The 14787-nt window shown below is 48.5% G+C and carries 9 protein-coding genes; 3 read left to right on the forward strand and 6 right to left on the reverse strand.

What is annotated here, in order from left to right; all coding sequences use genetic code 11:
- Positions 1-123: 123 nt before the first annotated feature.
- Positions 124-2523: a TonB-dependent receptor domain-containing protein gene (locus tag SG35_RS25605; RefSeq protein ID WP_044833430.1), complete on the reverse strand. Its 2400-nt coding sequence runs from the start codon at positions 2521-2523 to the stop codon at positions 124-126.
- Positions 2524-3021: 498 nt separating this feature from the next.
- Between SG35_RS25605 and SG35_RS25610 the strand changes: the two genes are divergently transcribed.
- Positions 3022-4053 carry a LacI family DNA-binding transcriptional regulator gene (locus SG35_RS25610; protein ID WP_044833431.1) on the forward strand — a complete coding sequence of 344 codons (1032 nt, stop codon included), beginning with the start codon at positions 3022-3024 and terminating at the stop codon, positions 4051-4053.
- A 95-nt stretch (positions 4054-4148) separates the two neighbouring features.
- Here the strand turns inward: SG35_RS25610 and gtfA are convergent, their stop codons facing one another.
- Entirely contained in the window at positions 4149-5624 is a 1476-nt protein-coding gene (gene gtfA / locus SG35_RS25615) for a sucrose phosphorylase (protein WP_044833432.1), read from the reverse strand.
- 179 nt (positions 5625-5803) lie between these two features.
- On the opposite strand from gtfA, the gene SG35_RS25620 reads away from it, so the two are divergent.
- Positions 5804-7027 (forward strand): MFS transporter, encoded by a 1224-nt coding sequence (locus SG35_RS25620; RefSeq protein ID WP_044833433.1) that lies wholly within the window; start codon positions 5804-5806, stop codon positions 7025-7027.
- A 149-nt stretch (positions 7028-7176) separates the two neighbouring features.
- A complete protein-coding gene (pgi, locus tag SG35_RS25625; protein ID WP_044833434.1) occupies positions 7177-8844 on the forward strand; it encodes a glucose-6-phosphate isomerase in 1668 nt (555 codons plus the stop codon).
- 60 nt (positions 8845-8904) lie between these two features.
- Here the strand turns inward: pgi and SG35_RS25630 are convergent, their stop codons facing one another.
- The 4 genes from SG35_RS25630 to SG35_RS25645 form a co-directional block, all read right to left on the reverse strand.
- A complete protein-coding gene (locus SG35_RS25630; RefSeq protein WP_044833435.1) occupies positions 8905-10140 on the reverse strand; it encodes a hypothetical protein in 1236 nt (411 codons plus the stop codon).
- Positions 10137-12467, reverse strand: a complete 2331-nt coding sequence (locus SG35_RS25635) for a putative bifunctional diguanylate cyclase/phosphodiesterase (protein WP_044833436.1) — start codon at positions 12465-12467, stop codon at positions 10137-10139. Before SG35_RS25635 ends, SG35_RS25630 begins: the two co-directional genes overlap by 4 nt.
- Positions 12468-12482: 15 nt before the next feature.
- Positions 12483-13139, reverse strand: coding sequence for a cupredoxin domain-containing protein (locus SG35_RS25640; protein WP_053043103.1), 657 nt, complete (start codon positions 13137-13139; stop codon positions 12483-12485).
- A gap of 360 nt (positions 13140-13499) precedes the next feature.
- Complete coding sequence (locus tag SG35_RS25645; protein WP_152646656.1) at positions 13500-14720, reverse strand: hypothetical protein; 1221 nt, start codon at positions 14718-14720, stop codon at positions 13500-13502.
- Between the last annotated feature and the right edge of the window lie 67 nt (positions 14721-14787).

The raw sequence follows: 14787 nt of genomic DNA on the forward strand, positions 1-14787 counted from the left end.
GTTTCCTTTAAAAACAACCTGCTGCTTTATCCGATATAACATCACAATGCAGCAGGTAAAATAAAAGCCCGGCTGCGCCCGGCGTTCTGCCGGGCACAGGGGCTTTGTTGACGTTAACCGAAATTAGAACTCATATTTCAGTGCTAATGACGTCGTCCGGCCGTTAATGGTACGGGCACGGATAATGCCGTTATCCGGCACACTGCCTTCTTCGGCTTCGGTGATGCCATTGGTATCAAACAGGTTGTTGACGTTTAAAGATACCGACATGTTTTCTGTCATCATATAAGAGACAAAACCGTTTACCTGGGTATAACCGTCGAATTCCAGATCGTTATTGTCCTGGGCATAGGCGTCTGTCGTGCCGATGATACTTAAACCGGCAGAGCCGTTGTTAAAGTTATAACGACCGATCAGAGAGTAAATGAAATCTGCCTGTCTGCGCGGAGTATTGCCAACAACATCAGCATTAATGGCATCTTTGGTGATCTCGGCATCGGTCCAGGTGATGCTGCCGCGCACATCGAAATTACCGAAATAATAAGCTGATTCCAACTCTATGCCTTTGGCTTCATAAACCCGGTCAAAGAACTTCTGGCTGGTGGCTTCAAAGTTCTGCTCTTCGGTTTCGGCAAAAAACGCCGTGGCAAAAAGGGAGAACTTATCCTTGCGGAATTTCACCCCAAGTTCATATTGGTCGACTTCATCCACCGCATCCTGCTCCGCTACCGAGCCGTCACTATTGATTTTACCGTACATCAAACGGTCGGCATTGGCACGGCCACCATGGCTGAGGTTGGCAAAAACCGCCAAGTTATCGTCAAGGAAGTAATTGGCCCCTAAGGTGTAAGAGTTATAACTCCAGTCGTAGTTGATGGGGGAAGCATTAGCAATATCTGCCGAAGACACGCTTTGCTCTGGAATAGAGATCTCGCCGTCACGGTTCATATCCACTTGTGACTGCACCGTAGCAGCATAATAACCGCTGGCTTCGCCACTGTCGTGGCGGAAACTGGCATCTATGGTCAAATCGTCAAAGTCGGCAGAAATATTGATATAGGGCGCATCGATATCATATTCGGCATCATAAGCCCGCTGACAGCAGTTGCCCCAGTAAGGCACCCCGTAGGCATAAAGACCATTGTCGGAATAGTTGGTGCCGTCGCTGCCGACAACATCAAGCAGAGCAGCATTATCGCCTTTGACTTCCATCAGGTAAGAGTTCCACATCCAGGACATGGCAATATTCTGTGTCGATTTATAATAACCGAAGGTTACCGTGGCGTAATCAAGTTCTTTGGTCAGTTTCAGATCGTTAACAATTGAACTCAGATCTTCAATTTCAACATCAAAGGTATGGATACGCATCGCCATATCATCGCTAAATGCCTGCCCGGCATCGGGACCATTGGCATACATCAAAGCGGCACCGTCACCGCCGATAGCGCTGGCAATAGCACTGCTGTCTTCAACGCTGGCCGGAATTAAGGAGTTATAGTTACCGCTGACATCGCTTTTTCTTAAACGGTTTTCGATGGACCAGTTATTGCCCAGTTCGAAAAAGGCTTCAAAACCTATGCTGTTGACCACAGGGTTCATGCCGTCACGAACATCGCCGCGGCTGATATTGCCGTCGCCGTCAAGTCGCAGCGTGGAAAGCAGATAGGCCGAATGCGGAGTATCTTTCTGCGAGTCAAAGCCCGGCAGGGAATCGCCGTCGGCATACATAGGCATAGGCAGGTAACCAACCGTTTTATCGTCTAAGTGCTTGAAGTAAAAACGCACGTAACCATCGTCAAATTCTTTGGTCAGGTTCGCCTTGATTTGGCCGCCTTTATTTGAGGTGTAGCCGGTATCCCGTGCCCCTTCACCCGTACGTAAAAAGCCGCCGATATGAAAACGAGTGCTGTCATTGATATAGCTGCCGTATTCAAAATCGGTGCGGTAGCTGTCGTAGTCCAGGCCGATGGTGGTGGAAACGCTGCCGGATTCGCTGTCGCCGGTTTTGCTGATAAAGTTAATGATACCGCCGGGGGCGTTACTGGCGGCAGTTGCCGAGGTACCGCCACGAATAGCTTCTACCGTTTGTACGGTCGAGTCGGCGCGCAGGAAAGTATCGGCATTACCAAAAGAAATATCGCCAAATTGCATCACCGGCAGGCCATCTTCCTGCAGTTGCAGGAACTTCGCTCCCCCGGCCGCCACGGGTAAACCGCGCACCGCGATATTGGCATTACCTTCACCGCCGGTGGCTTCGGAGCGAATCCCCGGTAAAGAGCGGAAAATTTCCGAGGTGGTTCTCGGTGTGGTCACTTCCATTTGTTCGGCAGAAAAACTGCTGATGGAAACACTCGATGCCATAATGGTTTTACCCTTGGCAACACCGGTTACGACTATGCGCTCCATCCCCAGTGAATCATTTGGATCTGCTGCTTTATTTTCTCCTTCAGCCGCGATAGCCGTACTACTGATGGCAAGAGCTAACACGCTTAACGAAAACTTCTTTGACAAATGGTGAGACATTGCTTTCCCCTCGTTACTTTCTGTTAATTTTGGCGTGATTTCTATGCGGTTTTAGTTGTCAAATTATAGGCCATAAAAATCACAGTCTTCCGACTTAACCTAAACCAAAGCTTAATCGATTAAGTTACTTTTAAGATTAACAAATGATTTTATAATTGCAAGTCTATTTGGCTGATATTTAAGCGAACCAGGCTCAAGATGATAATTTACCACGAAATTACTGAACTTTACCTGCAGATAAAACAGCTGTGCATACAGTTCAATCTACTGCTATAACCGTCAACAAAACAACTTAATCAAATAAGAAAAAATAAAACTAACATAGCAAAGCGATACCTGATAATGTGTAACAATTAAATCAGTGATCGGTCGTGGCGGGCTTTGCACCCCAGGGTTCGGCCGTTATTTTATTCCTTCGCCGAGCCTGGCTTAACAGCAGACGGCCAAATTAAGTTTTGATGCTGAGCTAAGCTGCTATAGAACAACAAAGTGAGCAAGATGAAAAAAAGCAATGGTTTAACATTAAAAAAAGTTGCGGACATCCTGGGAGTGTCCAATGCCACGGTTTCTAATGCCTTTAACCGCCCCGATCAGCTATCAGAAAAAAGACGTAAAGAAATCCTCGCCGCCTGCCATGAGCTCGGTTACAGCGGCCCCAACCAGGCCGCCAGGCTGCTGAGAAAAGGCAGTTCCAATATAGTCGCCCTGGTCCTGCCGGACAGCCTGGAATATATGGTCTCAGATCCCGTCGCCAACCAATTTATGCGCGGGGTTACTTCGGTCCTGGAAAAGAACAACCTGAATTTACTGCTGTATTCCGGACAATCCCAAAGTATTCAGTCGGTGGTCGATTTTGTCGACGGCTTTATCTGTTACGGCGCGCCGAGAAACCCCAAATTGATCCCCCAGCTAAAAACCTCGGGCAAGAAAATCGTCACCGTCGATTTTGATATTGAAGGCATGGCTTCGGTCAATATCGATAACGAGCAGGCCGCCTACCAAATAGCTGATCAGGCGATACGGCTTGAACAGGATAATGTCGCCGTGCTCGGCCTGCGCCTGGTGGACAGCGAACAAATTTGCCGGGTATACGACAAGGAATTGCTCGACTGCAACAGCTCGATTTCACACCGCCGCCTGGACGGTTATAGCAAAGCACTCTCGGAAAAAGGCATCAACCTCGGCGGCGATCGCATCTGGAATATCCCGGAAAGCAATATCAAGCTCGCTTCGCTGGCCGCCAGAGAAGCCCTTTCCTGCCAGCCGCTGCCGAATGTCCTGTTGTGCATGAGTGATCTGATCGCCCTGGCCGCCATCCGCGAGGCCACGGCGATGGGCTTGAAGATCCCCGAAGATATCCGCATTGTCGGTTTTGACGGCATCGAAGAATCGTTAAGATCGACCCCTAAGCTGACCACGATTCACCAGTACAGTGATCTTAAGGGAGAAACAGCCGCCAAACTCTTTATCGATAACGACAATCATAATGAAGTCTTAGGCTATGAGCTGCAAATGGGCGACAGCTGTTAACAGCTAAGCAAACAGCAAAAACCGTGACAGTACCAGGCATTCCGGAGCAGCTTTGCCGGCTTTTAAAGCCGGCATTTTTATGCAAAACCTATGTGTTAATTTCCCGCCAGCAACTGAGCCAGGTCCAGCTGCTGCTGATGCTCACCGTCACTGAGGGAAATACTGGCCTGCTGCAGCGCCATATCCACCACTAAACGGGCACTATCACGACCATTAATCCATTTCATACACAGCTTTTGCTTATCACCGCAAATTTCAAACAGGCCGTTAAATGCCTCACTCTGATTACGCAGCCGGATCAAAGCAGACAAGGCTTTAACCACAGGTTTCTCCATGGCCGCAGCAACCTGGGGTTTATTCAGATATGAGCGGTTAATATCCCGGCCGACATTAGTGCTTGCCAGCAGTTGCATATCATTTTCCAGCGCCAGCAAACCGCCGTAATAAACCTGGGGCACCCCGGGAGAGAAGAACTGGATAGCACGGGCGATCAGGTAATTAAGATCGTCTTTCGCCAGGGCATCATAATAGCTGCAGTTAACCTGGTAGATATCAACATTACTGGCGGCGGCTCCGGAAGCTTTTTCACTGCCGCCGCCGCTGTTGTTGTGGATAGCGGCGATCAGTGTCTCGATTTGCTCCTGATGCAGTAAACCCGGCAGGTCATCTTTTCCGGCAACATCCTCGATGCCGATGCCGTCATGGGTATCGAGTACGGTAATACAATTTCTCGGTGAGATCTTTAACCAGTTCACCAGCGGCTGTACATCCCGGGTGGTTAAATAATGCAACACCAGAGGCGGCAGGGCAAAGTCATACACCAGATTCACCCGTTTGGCGATTTCAATCTGGGTTTTATAATAGGAATGAATTTCCACCAGCGACTTCATGCCGGCTTTATTGGCCATATCGGATAACTGATTAATGAAGTCGAAGGTCTCATCTATCATAAAACAGCTGGTGCCGGCTTTTTTAATGGCAAAACCCGCCGCATCCAAGCGGATATAACTGATATTATTGGCGGCAAAGGTATCAATCACCTTGTGAAGGTATTGTTGCCCCAGCTCGCTTTTGACATCCAGATCTATCTGGCTATCGGTAAAGGTGGTCCAAAAGTCGATTGTTTCCCCCGTTGCCAGTTGGTAAGGGGTAAAACAGCCGGTGGTTTTCGGCCTGGGGATCAGTGACAGCAGCTCTTCACTGGCGCCGCCAGGAAAAACCTTGTCTTTGGTCAGAAATAAGTCCCAATAAACCGAGTTTTTCCCTTTCGCCAGCACATCCCGGAACTCTTTAGATTCGGCCGAGGCGTGGTTGACGATAAGATCCGCCATAATGTCACTATCACTGCCCAGCGCCTTGATATCTTGCCAGCACCCGATACGCTCATCAACCCGGGTATGATCTATCGGATCAAAACCGGCATCGCTGCCGTCGATGGGATAAAAAAAGGGCAGGATATGTACCCCGGAAAATAAACCGCTCAGTTCATTAGCCAGTAACTCATGAAGTTCAGGAATACCGGCGCCAGAGAGCCGGTCAGCATAGGTGATTAATTGCACGTTATTTTTCATCAGTGTACTCACTAGGGTAATAAATAATTTGAAACTTAATCGATTAAGTATTATCTTTAATCAAATATCAAATAGATTCAAGAAAAATTATTGTTTATTTCCAAATACGCTAATACGCCTGATAACCTGTCTAGATACCAGATGAGCTTAGCAGGATGAAAACAACAGAAAGGTTTTTTATGATGAATGCAACAACCCCTATCGACCACCAGCAAATGCAACGCATTAAATGGTTAACTTATATGATGTTTATGATGTTTGCCATGACCACAGATGCGGTTGGCGTCATCATTCCGGAAATCATTACCGCTTATGATCTCAGCTTAACCGCTGCCAGCGCCTTTCATTATGTGCCTATGATCGCCATCGCCCTCAGCGGCCTGTTGCTGGGTTTTCTCGCCGATAAACTCGGCCGTAAAACCACTATTATTCTCGGGCTGATCGTTTTCTCCGTCACCAGCTTTTTATTTGCCGTCGGTGATTCCTTCTGGTTTTTCCTCACCCTGATGGTATGCTCAGGCTGCGCCATAGGTTTCTTTAAAACCGGCGCCCTGGCACTGATCGGTGATATTTCCAGCTCAGGTAAAGAACACACCACCACCATGAATACCGTGGAAGGCTTTTTTGGCGTCGGCGCCATTATCGGACCGGCCATCGTCAGCTACCTGCTGGCCAGCGGTTTTGCCTGGAAATACCTCTATGTGATCGCCGGCATCTTATGTGCGGCCCTGTGCCTGTTGGCATGGAAAACCAATTACCCCGCCATGAAAAAAGACCACAGTGAAGAAATCACCTTAAAGCGCACCCTGAAAATGATGAAAAACCCTTATGCCCTGGGATTTTCTTCCGCCATCGCCTTATATGTGATCACCGAAGTCGCCATTTATGTCTGGATGCCGACCCTGCTGCGCGATTACCAGGGAGATATGGTGTGGCTGGCTACCTATGCCTTAACCATCTTTTTTGTTTTTCGCGCCTTCGGTCGATTTTTAGGTGCCTGGGTCCTGAGCAAATTTAACTGGATGCAGGTGATGTTTGCCACCAGCCTGGCAATCTTTTGCTGTTACTTTTTCAGTATGCTCTACGGCATCAAGCTTGCCGTCTTCCTGCTGCCGTTATCCGGGTTATTTATGTCGATGATCTACCCTACCCTGAATTCGAAAGGCATCAGCTGCTTTAAAAAATCAGAACACGGCGCCGTTGCCGGGGTGATTTTATTCTTTACCGCAGTCGCCGCTGCCCTGGGGCCGCTCGCCATGGGCGCGGTCAGCGACCTGTTCGGCGATGTCAAATACGGCTTTTATCTGGCCACAGGGTTTGCCGGGATCTTATTTTTAATGATGGCCTTTAACCTACTGAAAAAACCCACCCAGGAAGTACTGCTCGAAGCCGAGCACGGCTAAGGCCAAAGTTGCTGAAATTTTTCGCGGCCGGTGTTAACTAAAAGCCCGGCCGCGCTCATAGAAACATCATATTGCCCGGGTATGCTAAAGCTTTCATTTAGATAATACCCGGATACCCAACCGACCAAAGCTAATCCCGAGGATTTCCAATGACCGCAAGAACTTCCCTTGCCAGCTGGCAGGCCTTATCCGCCCATGCGCTGCAAATGAAGCAACAACATATGAATGATCTTTTTGCCGCCGATACGCAGCGCTTCAAGCAATTTTCCATTCAGCTGCCTTCATTATTGCTCGATTATTCAAAAAACCTGATCACCCGGCAAACCATGGAGCTTCTGCTAACCCTGGCACAAGACTGTGAAATTCCCTGCTGGCGCGAAAAAATGTTTGCCGGTGAGCCTATTAACCGCACCGAGGACAGGGCTGTACTGCATACCGCATTGCGCAACCGCAGCAAAACGGCCCTTAACCTTGCAGGAGAAAACATTACCGCCCGGGTCGAGCAAACCCTGGAAAAAATGAAAAACTTCAGCGACAGGGTTCGCCAGGGGCACTGGAAAGGGTATTCCGGCAAACGCATTACCGATGTCGTTAATATCGGTGTCGGCGGCTCCAACCTGGGACCGCAAACCGTCACCGAAGCCCTGAAGCAGTTCAGCGACAACAGTTTAAATGTCCATTATGTTTCCAACGTTGACGGCGCCCAGATTGCCGAGGTACTGCGGCCGCTCAATCCGGAAAAGGTCTTGTTTATTGTGTCCAGCAAAACCTTTACCACCACAGAAACCATGACCAATGCCGCCACTGCACTCAAGTGGCTGGTCTCCTCTTCCTTTGATGAACAGGCGGTTGCCAAACATTTCATCGCGGTGACTGCCAACCGGGAAAATGCCGCCCAGTTTGGTATCAGCCGGGAAAATATCTTTGAAATGTGGGACTGGGTTGGCGGGCGTTTTTCCCTCTGGTCTGCCATCGGCCTGCCCATTGCCCTGGATCTGGGCTTTGACAAGTTTATTGAATTGCTCGAAGGCGGCCATGAAATGGATCAGCATTTCCAGCAGGCGCCGCTGGCAAGCAATGCCCCGGTGATGCTGGCCCTGCTCAGCATCTGGAACTGCACCTTTTTAGGGGCCCAGTCGCAGGCGATTTTGCCTTATGATCAATCCCTGCATATGCTCAGTGCCTACCTGCAACAGGCGGAAATGGAAAGTAACGGCAAATCGGTCAGCTGGCACGGGGAAGAGGTTAATTATCCTACCGTGCCCTCCATCTGGGGAGAGCTCGGCATTAACGGCCAGCATGCTTTTTACCAGTACCTGCATCAAAGCAACAATGTGGTACCGGCAGACTTTATCGGCTCGGTAGCAAGCAATACCCCGGTCAAAGGCCACCATGAAACCCTGATGGCCAACTTTTTTGCCCAGACCCAGGCCTTGATGTGCGGGGTCGATGAAGCACAGGTTAGGGCAGATTTACACGCCAAAGGCCGCCAGCAGGACTACATCGATAAAGTCGCCCCGCACAAGGTGCATAAAGGCAACCGCCCGACCAATACCATTTTAATGAAGCGCATCACCCCGAAAACCCTGGGCTCATTGATTGCCCTTTACGAACATAAGATTTTTGTCCAGGGCATTATTTTACAGATCTGCTCCTTTGATCAATGGGGGGTTGAGTTAGGCAAAGGCCTGGCCAGTAAAATTCAACATGAGCTGGAGTCAAACGAAGAAAATGCCGGCCATGACAGCTCAACCGCCGAGCTTATCCGCTACTATAAGGCGGTAAAAAATCAAACGGCGGGCAAGTCCGAACAATAAATCCTTAGTCCTTTGCTCAGGGAAGAGCATCAGAGGATAACGCTAGCCAATCCGTAAACACTAAAAGAAATAACGGGCAGAAAACTGCAACTGTCGCTCGGTAAGCTCAACCGGCTGGTCAATATAACGCCGCGCCGGACGCTCACTGTCTATCCAGTTAAATTCTCCGGAAAAAAACCAGTTTTTGGCATAATGATAACGATAATTAACCGTCATTGCTTTACCGTATTCGGTATTGTTATCTCCCGGGGTATTATCGTTATCCGTGACCGAAAACTCTTCCCCCCGCAGCGTCAGCTGATGTTGGCGCCACTTTTTCGTCAGCGCCAGATAACCGCTGGCATAATCATTATTAACCACATCCACTTTATCCGGGCTCTGCATCAGGGTGTCGCCGTTAAGGTACTGGCCACTGAGCTCCAGCCCCTTAGCCAGACGCCACTTGCCGCCTAGATGGTAAAACCGGGTTTTCCAGGCATACTGGCCCTTTATTACGATGTAGGGCTGGCCGTTATTAGCATAATAACCGGATGAAAGCTCTCCCTTACCGCGATATTTCCACCTGGCCTTAACATGAACTCCCAGCCTGTCGTCCAGTTCAAGAAAAGGATCTGACGCTTTCGCCTGGTTACTGAGCATATTGCCCGGCCTGCTGGCTTCAAAATCCGGCAAAGGACGGCGTTCGGTCCATAAAGTCTGGCGACTGCTCATGGTCCAGCCATGCCAGGCGAGCATGGCCCCGGCAGGATCATTATTGCCGAAAATGGCGCCGGACAGGGAGAAATCATGCTTGGAATTATGTATTTTCCCCAGGCGTGTCAGCATAAATTCTGCCCCCAGCACCCGGATTTCTTCCCCCAGCCAGGTATTCAGGGTCGAGGAATTTAAGGTGTTTTTACTGGCCCAGGCAAAAGCATTATTTTCCAGTGAAATTGAGGGATAGAAAATTCCCGCCTTGCTTTGCCAGCGGTATCCCGAGGCACCCGGTAAGCTTCGGTATTTCAGGTAGGCTTCGGTCAGGCCGATACCGCTTTCCTCTTCATCCAAATAGGCATTAGCCACCAGATGGCCGCTGATCCCGGAATCCCAGCTCAGGGCTAACTCGGCCCCCAGTTGCGACAGAGAAACTTGCTGGCCGTCACTTTGGCCAAATTTTCCCATGCCGCCGTCAATATAACTGTCCAGGGTGTCTGCACTGCCAAACCTGAGGTCCAGCAAACCGTGCCACTCGGTTTCTACAGCCAATACGCTTCCTGTGCTTAAAAGCCCGAGAGTAAAGCCTAATATTTTGATCATAAGGCTTCCTTTTCTCCGGCAATAATTTTTTGCTCTTGTAACCAGGTGGTAAGTTCCAACGCTGGTTTCGGGCGACTGATAAAATAACCTTGTCCTAACTCGCATTTATGCTCCGCCAGCCAGCATTTGGCATAATCATCTTCTATGCCTTCGGCAACGACACTCAGCCCCATATTGTGGGCTAACTCTATGGTCGAACGTACTATGATCTGGTCATCCTCGTCATCTTTGAGTTTCTGGACAAAAGATTTATCTATTTTTAATTCATGTACCGGCAGTTGCTTTAACTGGGCAAGGGATGAATAACCTGTGCCGTAATCATCTATTGAGATACGCATACCCTGCCCTTTAAATTTACTGAGCAGAGCAATGGCCGATTCCGGATCTTCCACCACCGCGCTTTCGGTAACTTCCAGGGTGACATTTTCTGCCGGTACCTGATAGGCGGTTAATGCCTGGCAAACAAAACTATAAAAGTCAGCATCTTTGAGGTTTTCCGCGGAAATATTGACGGCAATATTTAAGGTGATCCCCAAGGCGCACCAGTTTTTATACTGGGCCAGGGCGGTAGAAAATACCCATTGGGTTAAGGCATTAATTTGTCCGGTTTGTTCGGCAATATAAATAAAATTATCCGGCGGCACCATGCCTAAGATCGGGTGCTGCCAGCGCACCAAAGCTTCAACATGGGTCACTTCATTCGATTTAAGGTTGATCTTAGGTTGATAAAAAAGCTCAAGCTGACCACTGGTGATGGCTTTTTTCAAATCATTGATCAAGCTTAAACGCTCAACACTGTTTACATCCAGATCGGCATGATATACCTGCAGCTGCTGCCGGGCTTTACGGGTATGGTGCAGGGCGGTATCTGCCATCTGCAATAAGGTTTTGGGTTCACTGCTATGCTCCGGAGACAAGGTAATGCCCATCCTGACCTGGAGCTGCAAACAGATGCCCTGATAATCAAAATTCGGCTCTAATGCCAGCTGTACCTTATTCACCAGGAAGTCGAGCACAATATCGGGCGTCAATTCCACTACTAACATAAACTCATCACCGCCAAGGTGGCAAATCAATTGAAAGTCCGTCAATTGCCACAAGCGGTTGGCGGTTTCGGTGATCACCCGGTCGCCGACATCATGGCCCAAAGCATCATTGACATCTTTTAACCGGCTGATATTAAGGTGTAACAGGGCAAATTTTTTCTGGTGTTTTGTCAGGTGGTTCAGGGTCAGCTTAAGCACGTTACGGTTGGGCAAGTCGGTAAGGGGATCATGGTTTGCCCTGTGGGTAATGGCCTGCTCCCGGCTCAATACCGCGCTTTGCATAACATTGAATTCATCCGCCAGCTGACCCAATTCATTTTGATCATCAAGTTTTATCGTTTGATGATAGTCACCGCTGGCAACTATTTTCGCCTGCTCTACCAGGCGGGTGATCGGCTTAGTGATAGAACCGGCAATCAGATAGGCGCCGGCCAAGGATAATAACAGGGTGACCACCGCCAGCATCAGCAGCTGCAACCATTGCTTTTGCAGTACTTCGACAAAATCGGCGCGTAAACCATACATGGCTACCCCGAACACCTGTTGATCAAGATCGGTAATGAAATGCCCCACACCGATATAGGTATCCGGGGTAAAACCCTGGACGATATCTTTGGCAAAAGCCAGGTCGGCATCGGGGTTAGAGGACGCCACCATACGCCAGTGTTCGCCTTCCTTTAAGATAAAATCGGTTGCCAGACCGGTGATATCTCTAAATTCAAGCGCCAGGCGCTGATCGATTTCAAAACCAAAGGCCAGCCAACCTATGGTTTTTGCCCCTACGGTTAACGGCGATAAACTCAGCTGATAAACGGCATCACCAAGCAGGTATAAATGCGACTGCTGCTGGCTGTCTAACCAGTCACTGAAACGGAATAATTCCCCTTTTTCCGGCCCCTGGCGCACCTTTCGCTGATCACCCTGTTCCCTGGTAAGTAGCAACTGGCCCGTGATAGTGTTATCTGCGGCAATAGCCATGGCAATATCGGCATTAATGCGTTTCCTGTGGTTATTCATCGCCACCAGTAAACTGCGGGTATCATCATGAAAAACCTGTTTAATGCCATAATCTTTGGCGGCGGTTTCCGCAAATGCCGCCAGGTATTCGCTGCGGCTGTCAAACAACTCACTAAAAATAGTTTTGGCTGTAGTCAGCTGGTTATTAATTTGCAGCAGCTCCTGATTATTCTTACCCGCTATCAGGGTAGACAGGGCTATTGCCTGCACCACCAGCAATAACAAGACAAAAAACAAAAATATCTTATTCTGCAAACTCTTCATTTAAATGCTCAGTCCTTAATATTCTGAGAGAAAATAAAAATCATCATCACTTTGTTGCTGCGGTATTTCCGCCATCATCTGGTTTAATTTGAGTATTATTGACTTATTTTCCAGCAAGGTAAACGCTTGCACCAGACGGTTATTCTTTTCCTGCAGTTGCGGATGCCAGACGGTGATCCGATATTGACCGGGCTCAGCCACATCCAGAATCAGCTGCCCCCCACTATTGGTTTTATCAAAATAAGGGGTATCTAACACCAGTAAATAACCGCTCATCCAGTCATGAATATTACAGCCCATCACCACTTCACCGGTTTCGACAAAGTCTTGTTTAAGCATTTCTTGTCCTGAGCGGATTTTAATGGAAAATTTATGACTGCCGGTGACGGAATAAATATGATGGGTAATATCATCCTGGTTATAAAAACGCACGGCATTGCCCGACTGGATCACACTGATATAAGGGGTGAAGGTTTTATTGACCTGACCAATATCTACTGTTTTTGTGGTTTTCCCTTGCTGTTGACCTCCAAGAGGTTCAAGGTAAACCACCATATTTTCCAACGGCTTATCTGCGGGATCCACCACTTGCACCTTAAGCGACAGCGCATGCAAAGGCAGCGATAACAAGGCAAAGGCTAACAACAAGAATTGGCGAAAGTTAACATTCAATATTAAGTTCCTTCTGAGATTAAAACTTTGATAGTAAAGACCAGATCCCGGGCAAGTTTGTTTCAATCAATACAAGTTGTTTATTTTAACAAGACAAAGACAAGGCACGAATAAAGCTGCCAACTCTGGCTTAAGAATATACAGCAAGCAGGATAATGTCCATTGATGTAGCAGATAGCAGTATTTTTGATTGACAAAAGGACAGATATGAAACCTTGGCTATCCAGCTGATTTCATTTGAAGAATTATAATATCTCAGCGTTAGGAACTTAACAGGCCAGGCTCAGGGACGACAATAACTTAAGTCAATACCCCGGACAGAGCGGGGCATTGACTTTTAGGCGATAAACTTAGCGGCAGTTAAAAAATAAAAGACATTTCCATCATAACCCCTTGCCAGTCGTCACCTATTTGACCGGCTGAATTTTTCTGCTCCATCTGATTAACCAGTTCGGCTTTTAACAACATATTGTCCCGGTAGAAATAACCAATCCCCAGCTGAGAACGGGAAAGCTGCTCATCGCGGCGAACACCTTCCGCCTTATTTTCCACTAAAACATAACGGCTGGCGGCATAAAGCTTTTCGGTAAAGTAATAACTTGCCTCCAGTCCGACAAAGCGCATTTCACTTTCCTGCTCAATAAAGCCCTGTGACAGGCTGGCGACCGTTGCCAGGCCATTGCTGTCGGCAAAGCTGAAATCATCCTTAACCTGTCCCGCCCACAAACGAATAGTGGCTTGCTCCGTCTGATATTGGCCATCGATATGCAAAGCCGTGCTGTCCAGACCGGGGATCACCCCGGCATGGGTATTGCGGATCCCCCCGGTATCTGAGCTGCGAAAACGATAATTATCGCCATCCCCCTGATATAAACCGGCCCGGATAATATCGGAAGAACCGTTTCTCACCTGATCCCCATGTCGAGAAGACGCCAGGCCAAAACCGAGGGAAAAGTGCTCATTGAAATCGTATGAGCCGCGGGCCAGGTAAGTTAAGCCCCGATCACCACCAAATGACTCGCCAAAGTCCGAACTGCTGATACCGAGATCCCAATGGAAATCGCCATAATTGCCAATTAATTTCATGCCTTCTGCGGCGGTGACCATATCGGCGGGGGAATTACCAATCAGCGGATTTCCCTGTACCACGGCACCATCGGAATAACCGCGAAAATTAAATAAAACCGTGACAATAGTGCCAAACTGCACCGTCAGTTGCTCATTCAGGGCAACATTTATCAAAGCCAGGTCGACATGCGGAGTATAATCGACACCAAAGTCATTGGGCTCTTCACTGAGTTCAACAAAAGCCGTTACCTGATCGTTAAGTTCGATATCAAAGCCCAAAGCGTAGCGGAAACGGTTAAAACCTGCCGACATATTGCTATCTTCAAAATCAAAGGCCCCGTCATCGGCTTCAACCGACTGGATCCCCTGCGACAGATAACCTGAAATGGCAACCTTATCAAAAAACTGCTCTGCTTTACTCTGCACTTCCTGTCCGGCAAAACTCATATTTGAACCGGTAAGTGCAAATGCCAGCCCCAGGGCTTTTGTGATGCTGCCAGTTAACCTATTCACTCGGTGGTATTTTTTTCTCATTCTGATGCCTCTCCATGGTGTTTTCAAAAAAGCCGACGGCCGCCGG

The sequence above is a fragment of the Thalassomonas actiniarum genome (genome assembly GCF_000948975.2).
GTDB classification, from domain to species: domain Bacteria; phylum Pseudomonadota; class Gammaproteobacteria; order Enterobacterales; family Alteromonadaceae; genus Thalassomonas; species Thalassomonas actiniarum.